Source organism: Streptomyces sp. NPDC042364, from assembly GCF_056437585.1.
Window position 1 is genome coordinate 273,603 of sequence record NZ_JBWKAJ010000008.1, and the last position, 20,556, is coordinate 294,158.

General features: G+C 71.7%; 13 protein-coding genes and 1 pseudogene. 9 read left to right on the top strand and 5 right to left on the bottom strand.

Annotation, left to right across the window (positions count from 1 at the left end; translation table 11 throughout):
• Window positions 1-132 precede the first annotated feature (132 nt).
• Genes AC067N_RS18850 through nirD form a run of 3 tightly spaced genes read left to right on the top strand, consistent with a single transcriptional unit; the run spans window position 133 to window position 4,309 of the window.
• On the top strand, window positions 133-1,347 hold the full coding sequence (locus tag AC067N_RS18850) for an NAD(P)/FAD-dependent oxidoreductase (RefSeq protein ID WP_478680006.1): 1,215 nt from the start codon (window positions 133-135) through the stop codon (window positions 1,345-1,347).
• A complete protein-coding gene (gene nirB / locus AC067N_RS18855; protein ID WP_478680007.1) occupies window positions 1,347-3,962 on the top strand; it encodes a nitrite reductase large subunit NirB in 2,616 nt (871 codons plus the stop codon). The genes AC067N_RS18850 and nirB overlap by 1 nt, the downstream gene beginning before the upstream one ends.
• Entirely contained in the window at window positions 3,959-4,309 is a 351-nt protein-coding gene (nirD, locus tag AC067N_RS18860; RefSeq protein WP_478680008.1) for a nitrite reductase small subunit NirD, read from the top strand. Before nirB ends, nirD begins: the two co-directional genes overlap by 4 nt.
• Before the next feature lie 125 nt (window positions 4,310-4,434).
• On the opposite strand, the gene AC067N_RS18865 is transcribed toward nirD, so the two are convergent.
• The 3 genes from AC067N_RS18865 to AC067N_RS18875 all read right to left on the bottom strand — a co-directional run bounded on the left by AC067N_RS18865 (window position 4,435) and on the right by AC067N_RS18875 (window position 8,145).
• Complete coding sequence (locus tag AC067N_RS18865; protein WP_478680009.1) at window positions 4,435-5,367, bottom strand: oxidoreductase; 933 nt, start codon at window positions 5,365-5,367, stop codon at window positions 4,435-4,437.
• Between the two features lie 118 nt (window positions 5,368-5,485).
• Window positions 5,486-7,489 (bottom strand): SulP family inorganic anion transporter, encoded by a 2,004-nt coding sequence (locus tag AC067N_RS18870; RefSeq protein WP_478680010.1) that lies wholly within the window; start codon window positions 7,487-7,489, stop codon window positions 5,486-5,488.
• Window positions 7,486-8,145 carry a carbonic anhydrase gene (locus AC067N_RS18875; protein ID WP_478680011.1) on the bottom strand — a complete coding sequence of 220 codons (660 nt, stop codon included), beginning with the start codon at window positions 8,143-8,145 and terminating at the stop codon, window positions 7,486-7,488. Before AC067N_RS18875 ends, AC067N_RS18870 begins: the two co-directional genes overlap by 4 nt.
• Window positions 8,146-8,420: 275 nt before the next feature.
• Here AC067N_RS18875 and AC067N_RS18880 point away from each other — a divergent pair.
• The 6 genes and pseudogenes from AC067N_RS18880 to AC067N_RS18905 form a co-directional block, all read left to right on the top strand.
• Window positions 8,421-8,778 (top strand): annotated as a pseudogene (locus tag AC067N_RS18880) (response regulator transcription factor); the annotation flags it as partial.
• Between the two features lie 335 nt (window positions 8,779-9,113).
• Window positions 9,114-9,833 carry a winged helix-turn-helix domain-containing protein gene (locus tag AC067N_RS18885; RefSeq protein WP_478680123.1) on the top strand — a complete coding sequence of 240 codons (720 nt, stop codon included), beginning with the start codon at window positions 9,114-9,116 and terminating at the stop codon, window positions 9,831-9,833.
• The gene (locus tag AC067N_RS18890) at window positions 9,830-11,473 is read left to right on the top strand and encodes a sensor histidine kinase (protein WP_478680012.1); all 1,644 of its coding nucleotides are present in this window, start codon (window positions 9,830-9,832) and stop codon (window positions 11,471-11,473) included. The genes AC067N_RS18885 and AC067N_RS18890 overlap by 4 nt, the downstream gene beginning before the upstream one ends.
• Before the next feature lie 190 nt (window positions 11,474-11,663).
• A complete protein-coding gene (locus AC067N_RS18895) occupies window positions 11,664-12,821 on the top strand; it encodes an alkaline phosphatase PhoX (RefSeq protein WP_478680013.1) in 1,158 nt (385 codons plus the stop codon).
• A 74-nt stretch (window positions 12,822-12,895) separates the two neighbouring features.
• Window positions 12,896-14,221, top strand: a complete 1,326-nt coding sequence (locus AC067N_RS18900; protein ID WP_478680014.1) for a glycosyltransferase — start codon at window positions 12,896-12,898, stop codon at window positions 14,219-14,221.
• A 296-nt stretch (window positions 14,222-14,517) separates the two neighbouring features.
• Window positions 14,518-15,822, top strand: coding sequence for a condensation domain-containing protein (locus AC067N_RS18905; RefSeq protein ID WP_478680015.1), 1,305 nt, complete (start codon window positions 14,518-14,520; stop codon window positions 15,820-15,822).
• A 194-nt stretch (window positions 15,823-16,016) separates the two neighbouring features.
• Here the strand turns inward: AC067N_RS18905 and ppdK are convergent, their stop codons facing one another.
• Window positions 16,017-18,764: a pyruvate, phosphate dikinase gene (gene ppdK, locus AC067N_RS18910; protein WP_478680016.1), complete on the bottom strand. Its 2,748-nt coding sequence runs from the start codon at window positions 18,762-18,764 to the stop codon at window positions 16,017-16,019.
• A gap of 429 nt (window positions 18,765-19,193) precedes the next feature.
• Entirely contained in the window at window positions 19,194-20,393 is a 1,200-nt protein-coding gene (locus AC067N_RS18915) for an ROK family protein (RefSeq protein WP_478680017.1), read from the bottom strand.
• Window positions 20,394-20,556 lie beyond the last annotated feature (163 nt).

Sequence of the window (20,556 nt, forward strand, 5' to 3'; positions counted from 1 at the left end):
GCTGTTCTCACACCCCACCCCGGCCTCTCGGAAACCCCTCACACTCCTGTGCGGGCCGGGGGGAGGGCAGCGTTCCTCACGGGAAACAGAGGTGATGCGGCCGGGTAACACCGGCACCGCACGCTCAAGGACATGACCTCGAACGAGCGTGTGGTGGTGATCGGCTCCGGCCTCGCGGGCGTACGTCTCGCCCGGCGGCTCGGAGAGCTCGGTGTGCCCGCCACCCTGGTGGGCGAGGAGGAGCACACACCGTACAACCGGGTGCTCCTCGCCGATGTCCTGGCCGGGCGGTACGCCCCCGAGGTCATCGCGCTGCCCGCGCCACCTCGGCTGACCCGCGGCCGGGTCGTCCGTGTCGACCGCGAGATGAGAGCCGTACATCTCGCGGACGGTACGGACATCGCCTACGACACCCTCGTCCTCGCGACCGGTTCGAACCCCGTGCTGCCGCCGCTGCGCGGCCTGTGGGACCCCGAGCGGCACGAGTTCCCCGAGGGGGTGCACGCCTTCCGGACCATGGACGACTGCCTGGGGCTGTCGAAGGCGGTGCGGCCGGGCGTACGGGCCGTCGTCATCGGCGGCGGGCTGCTCGGTGTCTCCGCCTCGCGGGCGCTCGCCCAGCGCGGCGCCCAGGTGGTCCTCGCCCAGCAGGGCGAGCGGCTGATGGAGCGCCAGCTCGACCCGTCGGCGTCCAGGCTGGTCCGGCGGCATCTGGTCGAACTCGGCGTCGAGGTGCACACCGAGACCCGGGTGCGCGCGGTGCGCAGCGTCGGCGGGAGCGTGCGGTCCGTGTCGCTGGCCGACGGGTACGCGCTCGACGCGGACCTCGTGGTCATCGCCTGCGGAGTCCACCCCCGGGTGGGTCTCGCGCAGGACGCGGGCCTCGCGGTACACAAGGGCGTCATCGTCGACGAGGAGCTGCGCACCTCCGACCCGCACATCCACGCGATCGGCGACTGCGCCCAGTTCGAGGGCACGGTCTACGGGCTCGCCACCCCCGCGCTCGAACAGGCCGACGTACTGGCCGAGTTGCTGGCGGGGGACACGGGCTCCCGCTACACCGGCACCCGCGCCCTGACCCGGCTGACGCTCGCCGGGCAGGACTTCCTCGATCTCGCCGCGTTCGGCGAGCCCGACCCCCGGCCCGGTGACGACGTCATCCAGCTCGCCGACGCCACCCGCGGCACCTACCGCAAGGTCGTCGTCCGCGACGACCGCCTGGTCGGCGGGGTCCTCGTCGGCGAACTCGGCACCGTCGGCGCGCTCGCCCGCGCCTGGGAGGGAGCAGAGCCGCTCCCCGACAACGGCCCTCTGCTCCACCTGCTCACCAACGATGGAGGCTCCTGATGACCGCCACTGGGGCGAACCCCACGATCGTGCTCGTCGGCCACGGCATGGTCGGCCAGCGCTTCCTCGAAGCGCTCGCCGAGCGCGGCCTGACCGCCACGCACCGCGTGGTCGTGCTGTGCGAGGAGCCGCGCCCCGCCTATGACCGTGTGGCACTGACCTCGTACTTCTCGGGGAAGACGCCCGAGGACCTGTCGATGACGGACATGGCGTTCATCGAGAGCCACGGCATCGAGCTGTACGTCGGCGACCCCGCGGAGACCGTGGACCGCGAGGCCCGCAGGGTCACCGCGCGGTCCGGGCAGGTCTTCGACTACGACGTCCTCGTCCTCGCCACCGGCTCGTACCCGTTCGTGCCGCCCGTCCCGAACAAGGACGCCGAGGGCTGCTTCGTCTACCGCACCATCGAGGACCTGCTCGCCATCGAGGAGTACGCGAAGAGCAGGGCCCGGGTGGGTGCCGTGGTCGGCGGCGGTCTGCTCGGTCTGGAGGCCGCCGGCGCGCTCAAGGGCCTCGGGATCGAGTCCCACATCGTGGAGTTCGCGCCGCGGCTGATGCCGGTGCAGGTCGACGAGGGCGGTGGCGCGGCGCTGCTGCGGACCATCGAGGAGATGGGCCTGTCCGTGCACACCGGTGTGGGCACGCAGGAGATCGTCGTCGGCGAGGACGGCGCGGTCACCGGTATGAAGCTGTCCGACGGCTCCGAACTCGCCACCGACATGGTGGTGTTCTCCGCCGGTGTCCGCCCCCGCGACCAGCTCGCCCGCGACTGCGGGCTGACGGTCGGCGAGCGCGGCGGCATCACCGTCGACGAGCAGTGCCGTACGGTCGGCGACCCGCACGTCTTCGCGATCGGCGAGTGCGCGCTGGCCGCCGACGGCCGGGTGTACGGCCTGGTGGCCCCCGGTTACGAGCAGGCCGAGACGGCCGCCGCGGCCATCGCCGCCGACGAGGCCGAGCAGTTGTCGTTCACCGGCGCCGACCTGTCCACCAAGCTGAAGCTCCTCGGCGTGGACGTGGCGTCCTTCGGTGACGCGCACGGCGCCACCGAGGACTGCCTGGACGTCGTCTACTCCGACTCCCGCTCGGGCCTGTACAAGAAGCTGGTCATCGGCCGGGACGGCACGCTCCTCGGCGGCATCCTGGTCGGCGACGCGGAGGCGTACGGCACGCTGAAGGCGTTCACCGGATCGGTCCCGCCGGTCTCCCCCGAGTCGCTGGTGCTGCCCGCCGGTGCCGGGGATTCCGCCCAGCTCGGCCCGACCGCCCTGCCGGACGACGCGATCATCTGCTCCTGCAACAACGTCCGCAAGGGCACGATCCGCGCGGCGGTCACCGAGCACAGGTGCACCACCGTGCCCGAGGTCAAGAAGTGCACCAAGGCCGGTACGACCTGCGGCTCCTGCGTCAAGGTCCTGGGCCAGCTGGTCAACGCCGAGCTGGAGGCCGGCGGCGTCGTCGTCGACAAGGGCCTGTGCGGCTGCTTCTCGCAGACCCGCGAGGAGCTGTACGAGATCGTCCTGGCACTGCGCATCAACAAGTACCAGGACCTGCTGGACCGTTACGGCCGTGAGGAGGCCCGGGGCGGCGACGGCTGCGAGATCTGCAAGCCGACCGTCGGCTCGATCATCGCCTCCCTCGCCCCGACGATCGGCGCCGACGTCTACGTCCTGGACGGCGAGCAGGCCGCGTTGCAGGACACCAACGACCACTTCCTGGCCAACCTCCAGAAGAACGGCTCGTACTCGGTCGTCCCGCGCATCCCCGGCGGTGAGATCACCCCCGAGGGCCTGATCGTCATCGGGGAGATCGCCCGCGACTTCGGCCTCTACACCAAGATCACCGGTGGTCAGCGGATCGACATGTTCGGCGCGCGTGTCGAGCAACTGCCACTGATCTGGACCCGGTTGGTGGACGCCGGTTTCGAGTCGGGCCACGCGTACGGCAAGTCCCTGCGCACGGTGAAGTCCTGTGTCGGGCAGACCTGGTGCCGCTACGGCGTCCAGGACTCCGTCCGCATGGCCATCGACCTGGAACTGCGCTACCGGGGCCTGCGCTCCCCGCACAAGCTCAAGTCGGCGGTCTCCGGGTGCGCCCGCGAGTGCGCCGAGGCCCAGTCGAAGGACTTCGGCGTCATCGCCACCACCAACGGCTGGAACCTGTACGTCGGCGGCAACGGCGGCGCCACCCCGCGCCACGCCGACCTGCTGGCGCAGGACCTCTCCGACGCCGGGCTGATCCGGCTGATCGACCGCTTCCTGATGTTCTACATCCGCACGGCGGACCGCCTGGAGCGCACGTCGACCTGGCTGGAGCGCATCCCCGGCGGGCTGGACCACGTACGCGACGTGGTGGTGGAGGACTCCCTCGGTATCTGCGAGGAGCTGGAGTCGCTGATGGCGGCGCACGTCTCCCACTACCGCGACGAGTGGGCCGACACCATCAACGACCCCGAGAAGCTCGCCCGGTTCGTGTCCTTCGTGAACGCGCCGGACACCCCCGACCCGGTCGTGGGCTTCGTGCCCGAGCGCGACCAGATCAAGCCCGACCTGCCGCTTCTGTCCATCGGCCTGCGCCCCGCCGAAGACGTCCTGGAAGGAACCGCCCAGCGATGACCCTGGCACCCGAGACGACCGACCTGAAGGTCCGACTGCGCCTCGCCGACGGCTGGCTCACGGTCTGCGACCTGAGCGCCCTGCTGCCGGGCCGCGGTGTGGCGGCCCTGCTGCCCGACGGCGAGCAGGTGGCCGTCTTCCGCGACCGCGCGGGCACCCTGTACGCCATCGACAACCGCGACCCGTTCGGCGGCGCGGCGGTCCTCTCCCGCGGCCTGACCGGCTCGCACCAGGGCCGGCCGTTCGTCGCCTCCCCCCTCCTGAAGCAGCGCTTCGACCTGGAGAACGGGCAGTGCCTGGACGACGAGACCGTGCGGATCAGGACGTACGAGGTACGGGCCTCGTAACTCCCGTCATCGGCGCCGGAACGGGCACGCCCGTTCCGGCGCCGCGGCGTTCGCGGCCGAGGCGGCGGGCGGCGGGAGGTGGGCGGTGTCCGTCGAGAGGTGGTGCGGATCGTCGTGGCCCGGGCTCAGGACTTCAGCTGGTCGTACGTCACCCCGGTCAGCCGCTCCGAGCGTTCCCAGAGGAGTCGGCCCGCCCGGTCGTCGAGGGTCCAGGGGGCGCGCGGCGACCTGGCGGGCGCGCCGCGCCACATCAGGAACCCGGGTCCGATGAAGGAGTCGGGCGCGACGCCGGGCGCGGTGGCCGCGTACAGCGTGGGCAGGGCGCCCGCCTCCGCGGACTGGGCGAAGAAGCGGTTGCCGACCCGCATCAACCGCTCGGTCGCCTTGCGGCCCTCCGCCCTGGCCCCGGCGGTCTGCAGGTTCGTCGCCGCGTACCCGGGGTGGGCGGCCGCGGCGACGACGTCGGAGCCGGCCGCCGCAAGCCGCCGGGCCAGCTCGTGGGTGAACAGCAGATTGGCCGTCTTGGAACGGCCGTAGGCCAGCCAACGCCCGTATCTGCGCGTGGTGTCGAGGTCGTCGAGGTCGATGTTCGCGCGCAGGTGCATCCCGCTGGAGAGGGTCACGACCCGCGCGCCGGCGGTGCCGAGCAGCAGGGGCGCCAGCAGGCCCGTGAGCGCGAAGTGCCCGAGGTGGTTGGTCCCGAACTGCGTCTCGAAGCCGTCGGCGGTGCGGCCCTCCGCCACGGCCATCACACCCGCGTTGTTGATCAGCAGATCGAGCCGCTCGTACGTCCTCTCGTACGCGACGGCGAACCGCCGTACCGACGAGAGGTCCCCGAGGTCCAGCCGGAGCAGCTCGACGTGGCCGCCGGGCGTCTCGGCTCTCATCCGCTCCAGGGCCGCGGCGCCCCGCTCCTCGCTCCGGCAGGCGAGCACCACATGGGCGCCCCGGCGGGCGAGTTCACGTGCGGTGACGTAGCCGATGCCGCTGTTGGCACCGGTCACGACGGCGGTGCGGCCGCGCTGGTCCGGGATGTCGTCCACGTTCCAACCCGCCATGCCGCCACCCCTTCGAAAGCGTTCCCGACGCCCCCAGCGTATGAGGGGGCGGAGCCGTTGTCTGCGGGTGCGCGGGCGCGGTTCGCGCGGTTCCCCGCGCCCCGCGTCGGACGGTGCTCTACCAAGGCGACCGGGACTCCTCCTCGCGCCCCGGCATCGGCCTCGTGTCGAGATAGAACCACTCGGCGTCGGGCCCGGGCCCGTTCCCGGAGTCCGCCCCCGAGCCGGCCCCGGAGTCCGCCCCGGTCGGCCAGGGCGGCGCACCCGCCGCACCCGTGCCCTCCGAACCACGCACGGCCCCCGCACCCACCGCCGCGAGATCCCAGTCCTGCGCCTGCCCCCAGCCCGCCCCGGGCCCGGCCGGCACCACCGGCATCGGCGAGGTCTCCGGCAGCGGCGGCACGGGCCGCCCCGCCCCCCGTCCCTCGGGAACCGCCTTCGTCCCCGTCTCCGTGAGTTCCGGCATCAGCAGCTCGACGCGCACCCCGGCCCCCCGCTGCTGCGTCACGAACTCCTCGACCTGGCTGCGGCACGCATGGTCGAGGTGGGTGACCCCCAGCAGGTCGAGGCGGATCCGCGGCTTCCCGGAGGCCGCCGCGTTCTCCAGCGCGTCGATCAGCCGCGGCAACCGCAGGAACGTCGCGTTGCCCGCCATGACGACCTTCGCCGTGTCGTCCTCCAAGTGCTGGCGCACCACGGTCTGCGACATCCGCAGCGCGGCCAGCACGACGCCCGCCGCGAGCCCGAACAGCACCCCTTCGAGCAGCGCCGTCGCCGTGATGACGAGCGTCGTGAGTGTCATGACGGCGAACTCCCCGCGGTCCTGCCGCCACATCTTCGGGAACTCCTCCGGCGCGAACAGCTTCCACCCGCTGTGCACCAGCACGCCCGCGAGCACGGAGATCGGGATCAGGGCCAGTACCTGCGGCAGCAGCAGCGCGAACGCGAGCAGCCAGAGCCCGTGGAGCGTACGGGAGATCCGGGTCTTCGCCCCGGCCTGCACGTTCGCGGAGCTGCGCGCGACGACCGCCGTGATGGGCAGCGCGCCGAGGAGGCCGGCGACGGTGTTGCCCGCGCCCTGTGCGAGGAGCTCGGTGTTGTAGCGGGTGCGCGGCCCGTTGTGCATCCGGTCCACGGCGGCGGCCGTGAACAGGCTCTCCGCCGAGGCGATCACCGTGAACGTGAGGATCGCCGTGATGATCCCCGCGTCGGCGAGCCCGGCGAGCTGCCCGGGCCCGGGCACGTCCACGGAGGCCAGCAGGTTGCCCACCTGAAGCGTCTTCACCTCGACGCCCGGCAGGGAGGCGACGGCGATACCGATCCCGACGGCCACGAGCGCGGCCGGGATCTTCTTGACGGCTGCCGGCCCCGGCAGCCCCTTCCACACGAAGCTCAGCACGACGGTGACGATCCCGAGCCCGGCGGCGATGAGCGCCTGCGGGTCGGTCACGGTGCCGGCGATCAGCCCGGGGACCCCGGCCATGTTCTCGAAGGGGGTGCCCGGCGCCCTGGCGTCGGTCATCGGGTACAGCTGGCTGAACATCAGCGGCAGTCCGATGCCGGCGAGCATGCCCTGCACGACGGCTAGGGAGATCGCCTGGAACATCCGGCCCAGCTTCACCAGGCCCAGCACGATCTGGAGGATGCCGGAGAAGAGCACGATCACGCCCAGCATGGCGACGCCGAACTCCATCACCGTCTCGGCGACCAGCGCGGCGAGCCCCGCCGCCGGCCCGCTGACCTGGAGGGTGCTGCCGCGCGCCGCCCCGACCACCAGACCGCCGATCACCCCGGAGATGATGCCCAGCTCGGCGGGCACCCCGGAGGCGACGGCCACGCCGATGCAGAGCGGCAGCGCGACGAGGAACACGACGAGGGAGGCGGTGACCTCCGTGCCGACGTCGATCCGCCCGGCACCCCGGGCCCGGCCGGAACCACCCGCCCGCCCCAGGACCCCGGCCCACCCGGAGCCACCCGCCCGCCGGCGGGAACCGGACCCCCTGCCGGAAGCCTCCGGCGCGGGCGCCTCGGGCCCCCACTCCGCTTCCCCCGGACCACCGCCCGGGCCGGCCGGGGCTGCCCTCCGGGCGCCCGCCGCGTGGCGGCCGTGTGCGCCGCTCATGAGCCGTGCACCTTGAAGCCGCCGTCCTCGTCGAGTTCGTGGATCGTGCCGGTGTCGATCTCGTAGTACCAGCCGTGCAACCGGAGCCGGCCGGCGTCCAGTTGCTGCCGGGCGACGGGATACTCACGGAGCACGGCGAGCTGGTTGCGGATGTTGAGCTGAACGACCTCGCGCAGAGTGGGGTCGTCGGACGCGGCGGCGATCCGCGTCGCGGGTCCGCCGCACTCGCCGCCCGCCACGGCTCCGTCGCGCAGGACGGGTTCGAGCGCGGGGCGGGCGTAGTCGAGCCAGGCGTCCACCCTGGGCAGGCCGGACAGGTCGGCGCGGTACTTCAGCGCGCCCATCGCCCCGCAGTGGGAGTGACCGCAGACGACGATGTCCTGAACGCCGAGCGCCTCCAGTGCGTACTCGATGGTGGCGGCCTCGCCGGAGGCCGCTCCGTACGCGTCGTGCGGCGGCACGATGTTGCCCGCATTCCGTAGCTCGAATATCTCACCGGGGCGTGCTCCGGTGATCAGCGCGGGAATCACCCGCGAGTCCGAGCAGGTAATGAACAGCGCCTCGGGGAATTGCCCGACGGCGAGTTTCCGGTATTCGTCGCTCTCGAAGCCGACCCGGCGCCTGAACGACCGGGCGCGATCCAGCAACGCCTTCATCTTGCCCTCCTCGATGCTTCCGACCAGGTGCTACGACCGTAGGGGGGCGATGACCAGAGGAAGGTTAAGCGAACACTAAAACGCCGCCAGGGTTTCCACAGATTTCAGCCAGGCAGCCCTTCGCCGCAGGTCGACCGGCTGAATACAAGCTGTTTCTGAGGGTCATTTCACAATGCTCCGGATTCCCTGCACATCACTGTTCGGTCTCTTGTAGCGTGGTCGCCCCCACAGCACGGGAACCGTGTTGTACGGACCCTTTGGAGTGACAGGACGCCATGGGCGTACGAGTGCTGCTCATCGAGGACGACGAGACGATCGCCGAACCGCTCGCCGACGGGCTGCGCCACTTCGGCCTGGCGGTCCACCACGTGGCCACCGGCGCGGACGGACTGAGAGGTCCGCACGGCGATGTAGTCCTGCTGGACCTCGGCCTGCCCGACATGGACGGCATCGACGTCTGCCGTGGCATCCGCCGGTCCTCGGACGTCCCCATCATCATCCTCAGCGCCCGGGGCGAGGAGGCCGACCGAGTCCTGGGCCTGGAGCTGGGCGCCGACGACTACCTGGCGAAACCATTCAGCATCCGTGAGCTGGTGGCCCGGATACGGGCGGTGTCCCGGCGGCATCGGCGGCCGGGGCCGGGACCGGGCCGGGGGGCACCGGCCGACCCGCTCGGCCAACCCGGTTTCGCAGCAGGGGAGTTCACCGTACGGGGAGAGGTACTGTCCGGGAGCGCGACCGTACCGGGAACCGGGGCCGAGCCGGGGGAGGGGGCGGGGGCGGGGAGCCGTCCCGGCGCGGGAGCCGACGCCCGGCACGGGCTCGGCACCTCGCCCGAGTACGACTGGGGGACGGCGTACGAGACACCCGCGCACGGGACACCGTCACCGGTTCCGTCGGCACATGGGATGTCGGCGCGGGAGGCGTCGGCACATGGGATGTCGGCGCGGGAGGCGTCGGCACATGGGATGTCGGCGCGGGCTGCCCCGGCGAAACGTCCCCAGGCGTTCGGCACCCCGCCCCACGGCACACCCGGCTACGGCACACCCGGCTTCGGCACCCCGCCCCACGGCACACCCGGCTACGGCACACCCGGCTTCGGCACCCCGCCCCACGGCACCCCCGGCTACGGCACGCCCGCCTTCGGCACACCGGCCCCGGGAGGCGGCCCCTTCGCTGGCCCGCCCTTCGGTACTCCCCCGCACGGCACCCCCGTCCCCGAGCCTGCCGTCCACGAACCCCCCGTCTACGAGCCCCCGGCGTACGAACAGGCCCCGGCCGAGCCCCGTGACGCCTCCGGCCCGGCTGCCGTGGGCGAACGTTCCGTGCCGCCGCCCGGGCCGCTGGTCGTGGACCGGCGGACGCGGCAGGTGTGGGTGGGGGACGTGCCGGTCGCGCTGACGCCGAAGGAGTTCGAGCTGCTGGCGCTGCTCACCGAGGACCCGGGGGCGGTCTACTCCCGGCAGCAGATCCTCAACCGCGTCTGGGACGACCACTACCAGGGCCCCACCAAGACCCTGGACGTGCATGTCGCCACCCTGCGCCGCAAGCTGGGCGACCCGGCGTGGATCCAGACCCTGCGGGGTGTGGGCTTCCGGCTCGCCGTCCGCGCTCCCGGGCCGGGGCAGGGCCGTGGACCGGCGCCGGGTCCGGGCAGGCAGCACACAGCAGAGACGGCGGCGCCATGACCCGCCGCCTGCTGCTGAGTTACCTCAGCCTCGCCGCCCTCGTCCTGCTGGGCCTGGAGATCCCGCTGGGCTTCGTCTACTCGCGGGCCGAACGCGAGCGGATCGTCAACTCCGCGAACGACGAGGCCGAGTCGGTCGCCGCGTTCGCCGCGCTGTCCCTCGCCGCCCGGCGTCCGGACGAACTCGCCGAACGGGCCGAGCACTGCGCCGAGCGCATCGGCGGCCAGGTGGTCATCGTCGATGCCCGGGGGAACCTGCTGGCGACCTCGCACGGCCTGTCCGAGGACGAGGAACGGGACCTGGCCTCCCTGCCCGAGATCTCCGCCGCGCTCAAGGGCCGGGCCACCACCGACGTACGCACGACGACGGCCGGCGGGGTGCACTACCTGTCCGTGGCGGCCCCCGTGGGCCACACCACGACAGCAACCTCGACGATCCCGAACACCGGCCCCGCGACGAACTCCGGCCCCGCGACGAACGCCGCCGCGCCCGGGGGCGGAGGCCGGGCCACCGACGCGGGCCCGGTCCCGCGCACCGGCACGGACCCGGGCGCGGTCGTCGGTGCGGCCTCCGCCGAGGCGACCCAGGGCGCCGTCCGCATCACCCTGCCCACGACCATGGTGCACGCCCGGGTGTCCGCGGTGTGGCTGCTGCTGGTACTCGCCGGGCTCGCGGTGCTCGCCGGTGTCGCCGTGGTGGCGTTCGCGTTCGCACGCTGGGCGGGGCGGCCCATCCGCCAGTTGGAGGAGGCCACCCACCGTCTCGCGGAGGGCGGGGCGGCCGCCTCCGTGAAGGTCACCTCGGGCCCGCCCGAGGTGCTCAGCCTGGCGGCGGCCTTCAACACGACGGCCGCCCGGCTGGAACACCTGCTGGCCTCCCAGCGCGCCTTCGCCGGCGAGGCCTCGCACCAGCTGAAGACACCGCTCGCGGCGCTGCGGCTGCGCCTGGAAAACCTGGAGCCGGACATCGCCCGGCGCGCCCGGCCGAGCCTCGACGCCGCCGTCACCGAGACCGACCGGCTGGCCCGGATGGTCGAGGGACTGCTCGCGATGGCCCGGCTGGAGGAGGAGGCGGCCATCCCGGTCCAGGTCGACGTGGGCGCGATCTGCGCGGAACGCCACCGCACCTGGAGCCCGTTGTTCGCGCGCGAGGGGGTCTCGCTGGTCCTCTTCGCGGGCAGCGTGGGCCCGGTGACGGCGCTGCCCGGAGCCGTCGAGCAGATCCTCGACAACCTGATCTCCAACGCGCTGCGCGCCTCGCCGTCCGGCAGCACGGTCACCATGGAGCTGCGGCTCCTCGCCCCCGCCCGGCGGGGCCTGCGCGACGCCCGCCCCGCCTGGGTCGACCTCCATGTCACCGACGAGGGGCCGGGGATGACGGCCGAGCAGCGGGCCCGTGCCTTCGACCGCTTCTGGCGCGCACCCGGCGCCCCCAAGGGCGGCACCGGGCTCGGTCTCTCCCTCGTCCAGCGCCTCGCGCACGCCAGCGGCGGCGCGGTCGCGCTCCACGAGGCGGCCACGGGCGGTCTGGACGCCGTCGTCCGCCTGCCGTCGGCGGAGTCGCCGGCCCCGCCGGGCGGCCACGGATTCGGTACGCGGCCCGGTCCGCGCAGGCGCGAGGCGCCGCCGCTGCCCGCGTGACCCGACCGCGTCACGGCTCGGGGGGCGCGCTGCGGGCGACCGTGCGCCCACGGGCAGCCGTCGCCCGGGAGCGCCCCCGCGCGGTCATCGATTGTCCATGCCGCGTCCATCACGGTCCCCTAGGTTCCATCACCGCGCGACCCCGCCGCCGACCGGCAGGCGGGCCGGTCAACGCATCCTTGGAGCGACAGTGGAACGTCGTACCCTGCTACGCGCGGCCGTCCTCGGCGGCACCTCGACCGCGTTCGGCGGAACCCTGTGGCGCGGCGCCGCGTACGCCGCGCCCGCCCAGCCCGGCGCGGGCCCGTACGGCGCCCTCGGCGCGCCGGACGCCCACGGCATCAGGCTCCCGAGCGGTTTCACCAGCCGGGTGATCGCCCGCTCCGGCCGGACGGTGCCCGGCACGTCGTACACCTGGCACAACGCGCCCGACGGCGGAGCCTGTTACGCGGACGGCAGCGGCTGGATCTATGTCTCCAACTCGGAGATCAGCCCGTCCGGCGGTGCGAGCGCGGTGCGGTTCTCCTCCACGGGCACGATCACGTCCGCGTACCGCATCCTCTCCGGCACCCGGACGAACTGCGCGGGCGGCAGGACGCCGTGGAACACCTGGCTGTCGTGCGAGGAGGTCGACCGCGGGTACGTCTACGAGACCGACCCGTGGGGTGCGAAGGCGGCGGTCCGCCGGGACGCCATGGGCCGCTTCAAGCACGAGGCGGCCGCCGCGGACCCCACCCGCGGGGTCGTCTACATGACGGAGGACGTCACCGACGGATGCTTCTACCGCTTCCGGCCGGCGACCTGGGGCGATCTGTCGGCGGGCACACTGGAGGTCCTGGTGGCCGGCACCGCCACCAGCGGCCCGGTGACCTGGGCGAGGGTGCCCGACCCGTCCGGGGCGACCGCCACCCGCGACCAGGTCCCGGGCGCCAAGCGCTTCAACGGCGGCGAGGGCTGCTACTACGCCGACGACACCTGCTGGTTCACGACGAAGGGCGACAACCGCGTCTGGCAGTACGACGCCGCCGCGCAGACCATCGAACTCGCCTACGACGACTCCCTGGTGACCGGTGGCACGGCCCCCCTCACCGGCGTCGACAACGTCACCGGCGCCGTCTCCGGTGATCTCTTCGTCGCGGAGGACGGCGGCACCATGGAGATCTGCGTGATCACCCCGGACGACGTCATCGCCCCGTTCCTGCGCATCGACGGCCAGTCCTCCTCGGAGATCACCGGTCCGGCCTTCTCCCCCGACGGCCGCCGCCTGTACTTCTCCAGCCAGCGCGGCACCAGCGGCAGTTCGTCGGGCGGCATCACGTACGAGGTGACGGGGCCGTTCCGTACCTGAGTATTCCCCCGAAGGAATTTCGAACTCTTCTCCACGCAAAACTCATTCGATTTTCCTTCTGCTAGGTTCTGCGCGTGGTCTTGCCCAAAGAATCGGGGCCGGCGAGCCCCGGAGTCGGCACCCGCCCGCGCAAGGTTCTCCTCGCGGCATGCGGTACTCGCGAGGACGTGCAACCCTTCCTCGCATTGGCCGTGGCGCTCCGTCGCCACGGCCACACACCGTTATTGGCCGCCCCCTCGCCCTATGCGCCCGAAGCGGCCGCGTACGGGGTGGATTTCGCGTCGATCGACGACGGACCCACCCGTATCCTCGACGAGCCGGAAACCCGCCGGATCATCGACCACGGACCGCTGGGGGTACGTGGGAACATCGCGGCCGCCAGAACGGTGGCCCGTCTGAAGAAACTACTGATTCCCTCTCTGCAGGACGTGGCCGCGATCGCCCACGATCACGGGGATGTGGCGGCCGTAGTGCATTCGGCGGCATTCCCCGCCCAGCATGTGGCCGACATACTGGAGGTGCCCGCCGTCATCGTCGCCCTGCAGCCCGGCTGGATTCCCACCGATGAATTCCCCTGCTCTCTGCTGCCGTTGCCGAGGGTGCCCCGTTTCCTGAACCGGAGCACCTACGCGGTGGTGACGGCGACCCAGCGGTCCCGTGACGTGGAGCGCTGGCGGACGACGGAGCTGGGGCTCACGGCGCGCAGGTACGGCGCCCTGGGCTGGCTGCGCGACCCCGAGGGCAGACGGCGGCAGGTGCTCCAGTCGTTCAGCCGGCATGTGATGCCGGTCGACCCCGTCTGGGGTGACGCCGTCCACACCACGGGCTTCTGGTTCATGCCGGCGCGCCCCGACTGGACGCCGCCCGCGGAGCTGACCCGGTTCCTGGACGAGGGACCGGCACCGGTCTGCGTCGACTTCGGGAGGATGGCCGACACCTGGACGCCCCCGTACAACGCCCTGGTCATGGAGGCGATCCGACTGGCCGGGGTCAGGGCCGTCGTGGTGGCGGGGTGCGGCGGCACCGAGCCGTCTCCCCCGTCGCGGGACGTCCTGACGATCGGGGCGGCGCCGCACGACTGGCTCTTCCCGCGTACGGCGGCGGTCGTCCACCACGGCGGCCCCAGCACCGTCGGAGCCGCCCTCGCCGCCGGCCGCCCCCAGGTCCTCTGCCCCCACATGGGCGACCAGTCCCACTGGTCCGCGCGTATGCGGGCGCTGGGCGTGGCCCCCGCTCCCCTGCCCGCCCAGCACCTCACGGCGGCGAAGCTCGCGGAGGCGATCGGCCGGGCGGTCGAGGACCGGCACCTGTGGTACCGGGCGACGGAGATGGCCCCTTTGATCCGCGCCGAGAACGGCGTCGACGCGGCGGTGAGTTCCCTGCTGGCCCGACTCGCTTGACTCCTTCCCGAATCACGAATCCCGAATCCCGAATCCCGATCACCAATCACCGGTTACCGATCCCCGATTTCCGATTTCCGATTTCCGATCAGCGGTTCCTGATCAGCCACCGGAAATCCGCTCCCCCGACACCTCCGAGCGCCCCCCACACCCCCCGTCCCCCACGCACACGAACAGAGAGCCTCCGAGTGCTACAGATCCCTTTGACCGAGACCCGGATCGCGCCCGGTACCGTCATTTCCTGGTCCCTGCGCAGCAAACACGCCCCCCGTTCGGGGGGAGACGATCCGGCCGCCGTGTCCAAGTCCGCGTCCTTCAACCAGGACAAGCATCATTCGTCGTTCCAGGCGACGCGGAGCACGAGTGACTGCATCGCCAGTTCCATCACGATCACCTTCGAGATCGAGGGCCGCCTGGACCTCGCGGCGCTGGAATCCGCCCTCCTGCTCCTCGTGCGCCGCCATGAGGTGCTCCGCTGTGAATTCCGGCGACTGGCCGGTGATCTGACCTGCACGGCGATGTCACCCGAGTCCATCTCGCTGGAAGCGGAGCAGGTCGGCCATTTCCACACCTCGGAGGAACTGCACACCCATCTGGACAAGGAATTCAAGAGCCTCGACACGCTGTCCTGGCCGCTGCTCCTGATGGGCGCGGTGGTCCGGGAGTCGCGTTCCACGGTCTATCTCTGCTTCGACCACCTCGTGTGCGACGGCATGTCGATGCCCGTGGTGGTGAACGAGATCCAGACGGCATACGCGGCGCACACGGCCGGCCGTCTTCCCGAACTCCCGCCCACGGCCAGCTACCTGACCTTCGGGGACGCGCAACGCCGCCGCTGGTCGTCCCTGCGGCCCGACGACCACCGGCTGGAGTACTGGAAGGGCTTCATCGCCCGGAACGGCGGGTTCTTCCCCCGGTTCCCCTTCGACATCGGGGTGGCGGACGACCGCCTGTACCCGATGGCGAACCGGAGCCGCCGGCTGCTGGACGCCGACGAGACGAACGCCCTCGCGGCGGGTGCGCGTGCGGCGGGGGGCAGCGTCTTCACCGGTGTGCTGGCGGCGGCCGCGACGGCGCTGCGCCGGCTGGGAGGACCCACGGTGTACCGGGGTCTGCTGCCGGTCAGCGAGAGGAACGCGGAGGTGTGGGAGCACTCCGTGGGCTGGTTCGTGAACACGATGCCCATCGAGTTCGAGGTGGGCGAGGAGGGTGCCGGGGGCCACGCCGCCACCATGGCCCGGGCGGCCGCCGCCTACACCGAGATGCAGCGGCACGTGGACGTCCCGTTCGTACGGGCCTGGGAGCTGCTCGCGCCGGAGGCCTACTGCCTGCACCACTGGCCGTACGCCGTGAACTTCTTCTCGTACATCGACTTCCGCAGGACCCCCGGCGGCGAACAACACCCCCGGTGGAACCCCAGGCTGCACGTGTGGGCGGCCTGCGGCAACGGCATCAGCCACTGGTTCCACCGGACCGCCGCGGGCCTGCACGTCAACACGTTGCACGTCGACACACCCGAGGCACAAGAGATCAACGACGCCGTGCACGACGAACTCGTGGGGGTGCTGCGGGAGATCGGGGACGCTCAGCGGAACTCGTGAGTGACCTCGATCGCGCCCACGATGTGGGCGTTGAACGCGTCGAGCTCCAGAACAGGTGGAGGGCGGCACCCCCCGCACGGGGTGCCGCCCTCCTTTCGTGATCCGGAACCGCCGCCCATCGGTGAGGGTCGGTCGGGGACGAACGGCGGTTCCGGGGAACGGGGTGCGAGGCCGGGTGCCTCGCGGTGGATCGGCTAGCGGTGGTCGCTGCCCTCCGACTGGGTCGCCGCACGGCCGGCCTCCAGGCGGGCCACCGGGATGCGGAACGGGGAGCAGGAGACGTAGTCGAGACCGACCTCGTGGAAGAAGTGGACCGACTCGGGGTCGCCGCCGTGCTCGCCGCAGACGCCGAGCTTGAGGTCGGGGCGGGTGGCGCGGCCGGCCTCGGCGGCCAGCTTCACCAGGGAGCCCACACCGTCCTTGTCGATGGTCTCGAACGGGCTGACGCCGAAGATGCCCTTCTCCAGGTAAGCGGTGAAGAAGGACGCCTCCACGTCGTCCCGGCTGAAGCCCCACACCGTCTGGGTGAGGTCGTTCGTGCCGAAGGAGAAGAACTCCGCCGCCTCGGCGATCTGACCGGCGGTCAGCGCGGCCCGCGGCAGTTCGATCATCGTGCCGATCGACAGCTTCAGTCGCGTACCGGTCGTGGCCTCGACCTCGGCGATGACCTGGTCGGCCTCCTCGCGGACGATCTCCAGCTCCTGGACGGTGCCGACGAGCGGAATCATGATCTCGGCGCGGGGGTCGCCCTTGGCGTTCTTCCGCTCGGCCGCCGCCTCCGCGATGGCCCGCACCTGCATGGTGAACAGGCCGGGGATGACCAGGCCGAGGCGGACGCCGCGCAGACCCAGCATCGGGTTCTGCTCGTGCAGCCGGTGGACGGCCTGGAGGAGGCGCAGCTCGTTCTCGTGGGGCTCCTGGCGGGACTCCGCCAGGGCGACCCGGACCGACAGCTCGGTGATGTCCGGCAGGAACTCGTGCAGCGGCGGGTCGAGGAGACGGATCGTCACCGGCAGGCCGTCCATCGCGGAGAACAGCTCGACGAAGTCCTGCTTCTGCAGCGGGAGCAGCGCCTTCAGGGACTCCTCGCGCTCCGCCTCCGTGTCGGCCAGGATCAGCCGCTCGACCAGCTCACGGCGGTCGCCGAGGAACATGTGCTCCGTACGGCACAGCCCGATGCCCTGGGCGCCGAAGCGGCGGGCGCGCATCGCGTCCTCGGCGTTGTCCGCGTTGGCCCGCACCCGCAGCCGGCGCTTGCGGTCGGCGAAGGCCATGATCCGGTGGACGGCCTCGACCAGTTCGTCGGCGTCGTTGGCGCCGGCGTGCATCCGGCCCTCGAAGTACTCCACGACCGGGGACGGGACCACCGGGACCTCGCCCAGGTAGACCTTGCCGGACGACCCGTCGATGGAGATCAGGTCGCCCTCCTCCACCACATGGCCGCCGGGCACCGTCATCCGGCGGCGCTTGGTGTCGACCTCCAGCTCCTCGGCGCCGCAGACACAGGTCTTGCCCATACCGCGGGCGACCACGGCCGCGTGGGAGGTCTTGCCGCCGCGCGAGGTCAGGATGCCCTCGGCCGCGATCATGCCGTCGAGGTCGTCGGGGTTGGTCTCCCGGCGGACCAGGATGACCTTCTCGCCGGACCGGGACCACTTCACGGCCGTGTACGAGTCGAAGACCGCCTTGCCGACGGCCGCGCCCGGCGACGCCGCGATGCCCCGGCCGACCTGCTGGACCTTCGCCTCCTCGTCGAAGCGCGGGAACATCAGCTGCGCCAGCTGCGCCCCGTTGACGCGCTGGAGCGCCTCCGCCTCGTCGATGAGGCCCTGGTCGACGAGCTGGGTGGCGATCCGGAAGGCCGCGCCCGCCGTGCGCTTGCCGACGCGGGTCTGGAGCATCCACAGCCGGCCGCGCTCGATGGTGAACTCGATGTCGCAGAGATCCTTGTAGTGGTTCTCCAGGGTCTCCATGATCTGCATCAGCTGGTCGTACGACTTCTTGTCGATCGACTCCAGCTCGGCGAGGGGGACCGTGTTGCGGATGCCCGCGACCACGTCCTCGCCCTGGGCGTTCTGCAGGTAGTCGCCGTAGACGCCCTGGTGGCCGGAGGCGGGGTCACGGGTGAAGGCGACGCCGGTGCCGGAGTCGGGGCCGAGGTTGCCGAAGACCATGGAGCAGACGTTGACGGCGGTGCCGAGGTCGTGCGGGATGCGCTCCTGGCGGCGGTAGAGCTTCGCGCGGTCGCCGTTCCACGACTCGAAGACGGCCTTGATGGCCAGGTCCATCTGCTCGCGCGGGTCCTGCGGGAAGTCCCGGCCGGCCTCCTTCTTGACGATCTTCTTGAAGGTGGTGACCAGCTTCTTGAGGTCGGCGGCCTCCAGCTCGGTGTCGACCGTGACGTTCTTGGTCTCCTTGGCCTTGTCGAGGGCGTCCTCGAAGAGTTCGCCGTCGACGCCGAGGACGGTCTTGCCGAACATCTGGATGAGCCGGCGGTAGGAGTCCCACGCGAAACGCTCGTCGCCGGCCTGGTCGGCGAGGCCCTTCACGGACTTGTCGGAGAGGCCGATGTTGAGGACGGTGTCCATCATGCCGGGCATGGAGAACTTGGCGCCGGAGCGGACCGAGACGAGGAGCGGGTCGTCGGCCTGGCCGAGCTTCTTGCCCATGCGCTTCTCGAGGGCCTCCAGGTGGGCGGTCACCTCGTCACGCAGTGCCGCGGGTTCGTCGCCGCTGTCGAGGTAGACCTTGCACGCCTCGGTGGTGATGGTGAAGCCGGGAGGCACCGGAAGACCCAGGTTGGTCATCTCGGCGAGGTTCGCGCCCTTGCCACCGAGGAGGTCCTTGAGGTCCTTGTTGCCCTCGGTGAAGTCATAGACGAACTTCACGCCCTCAACGCTCTGAGCTACGTGGCCTACGTGGGGATCTTTGTTTTCCGACACAGGTCCCAACTCCTTGAGGACGCGGTGGCTGCCCTGACGGCGAGGAACATACCCAGATCGAAGGCTCCTGGGTACGTCCACTTGCGCGTCATGCGCCTGTAACCACCCGTCCGCCAGCAGATCGAAAGTCAAAGATTGGCAAGGAGTTGAACGCAGATGCGTTCACCTCTTGAAGGCGCGAGGGATCAGGAGCGGCATTTGACGCTCAGATGAGCACCGTTCAACACGTCTGAGTTCGCGCGATGAACGATCAAAGGGTGGCACTGAGTGCCACCCTTTGAAGACCCGGAACCGCCCAAGATCCGCTCATCTGAGCGCAACCCTTATCAAGGGTGGCGAGAATCACGCGTTCGGGGAGGCCCGGATTTCACTATCCGGACCGCCGCCCGGGATGGAAACCCGCCTGTCACAACCCCGGCGGACCTCCCGTCACACCCCCAGCGCCGCCAAGCGCTCCTCCGCCCGTTCGGGCGCGTACAGGTACTCGACGACCAGGGCTCCCGCACCGATCAGACCCGCCCGCTCGCCCAGCCGGGACGTGACCACGTCCAGGTGGGCCGTGGAGCGGGGCAGCGCCCGCTGGTAGAGGAGTTCGCGCACACCCGTGAGGAAGGGGGTTCCGGCCAGATCTCCGGCGATCATCAGGACGCCGGGGTTCAGCAGGGTCACGACCGTCGCCAGTACGTCCCCCACGGCCCGGCCCGCCTCCCGTGCGAGGGCCATCGCCCCGGGGTGCCCGGCGACCAGCAGATCGCGCACGTCCGAGCCGGAGGCCGCCGGGACACCGGCCTCGTTCAGCCGCCGCGCGACGGCACCGCCGCTCGCGACCGCCGCCAGACAGCCGTAGGACCCGCACTTGCACTGCGCGTCCGCGCCGCCGGGCACCCGGATGTGGCCGATGTCGCCGGCGCCGCCGTCCACGCCGCGGTAGATCGAGCCGCCGACCACCACCCCGGCGCCGATACCCGTGGACACCTTGACCAGCGCGAACGCCGAGCAGTCCGGGTACCCCGTGCGCTGTTCGCCGTACGCCATGAGGTTGGCGTCGTTGTCGACTAGGACCGGCACCCCGGGCGGGCCCGCCGCGTGGTCGGTGAAGGCTCGGGCCATCCGGCCGCGTATGTCGTGGCCGTCCCAGCCGGGCATGATCGGCGGCTGCACGACCCGGCCGGTGTCCGTGTCCACCGGGCCGGGGACGGCGAGCCCGATGCCGCAGACAGCGTCGGCCGACTGCCCCGCCTTCTCCAGCAGTTCGGCGAACCAGCGCCCCAGTTCGTCCAGTACGGCCTCGGGGCCGTCCTCGACGAGGAGCGTCCCGGTGTGCTCGGCCTGTATCTCACCGGTGAGGGAGAGCACGGCGGCGCGGGCGTGGCGGGTGTCGAGGTCGGCGGCGAGGACGACCGCGTGCTCGTCGTCGAACTCCAGTGTGATGGAGGGGCGTCCGCCGAGCGGCGAGCCGACCGGGCCGCCCGCCCCCTCGCGGAGCCAGCCCGCGCGGAAGAGGCGGTCCAGGCGCTGGCCGACGGTGGCCCGGGACAGGCCCGTGGCCTGCTGGAGCGCGCCACGGGTGGTGGCCCGGCCGCTGCGGACCAGCTCCAGCAGATCTCCTGCACCGGCGTGACTACCCACCTTCACGTCCTCCCGTTCGCGCGACCACTCACCCGATCATCCCCGCCCCGGCGGGCCAACGGCGCACCGCTCACGCGATCGTGCGCGGACCGTTCCGCGCGACCGCTTGCGCTCACCCTCTTGCGTTCACCAACTCTGCATTACATATTGAGTTTTGCGTGTT

What these genes read in the sequence shown, in the direction of transcription:
- AC067N_RS18885 (WP_478680123.1), top strand. Translation starts at nt 9,114, where the DNA reads ATGTCGGCGCGGGCTGCCCCGGCGAAACGTCCCCAGGCGTTCGGCACC.
- AC067N_RS18875 (WP_478680011.1), bottom strand. Translation starts at nt 8,145, where the DNA reads ATGAAGGCGTTGCTGGATCGCGCCCGGTCGTTCAGGCGCCGGGTCGGC.
- AC067N_RS18890 (WP_478680012.1), top strand. Translation starts at nt 9,830, where the DNA reads ATGACCCGCCGCCTGCTGCTGAGTTACCTCAGCCTCGCCGCCCTCGTC.
- AC067N_RS18850 (WP_478680006.1), top strand. Translation starts at nt 133, where the DNA reads ATGACCTCGAACGAGCGTGTGGTGGTGATCGGCTCCGGCCTCGCGGGC.
- AC067N_RS18865 (WP_478680009.1), bottom strand. Translation starts at nt 5,367, where the DNA reads ATGGCGGGTTGGAACGTGGACGACATCCCGGACCAGCGCGGCCGCACC.
- nirD (WP_478680008.1), top strand. Translation starts at nt 3,959, where the DNA reads ATGACCCTGGCACCCGAGACGACCGACCTGAAGGTCCGACTGCGCCTC.
- nirB (WP_478680007.1), top strand. Translation starts at nt 1,347, where the DNA reads ATGACCGCCACTGGGGCGAACCCCACGATCGTGCTCGTCGGCCACGGC.
- AC067N_RS18870 (WP_478680010.1), bottom strand. Translation starts at nt 7,489, where the DNA reads ATGAGCGGCGCACACGGCCGCCACGCGGCGGGCGCCCGGAGGGCAGCC.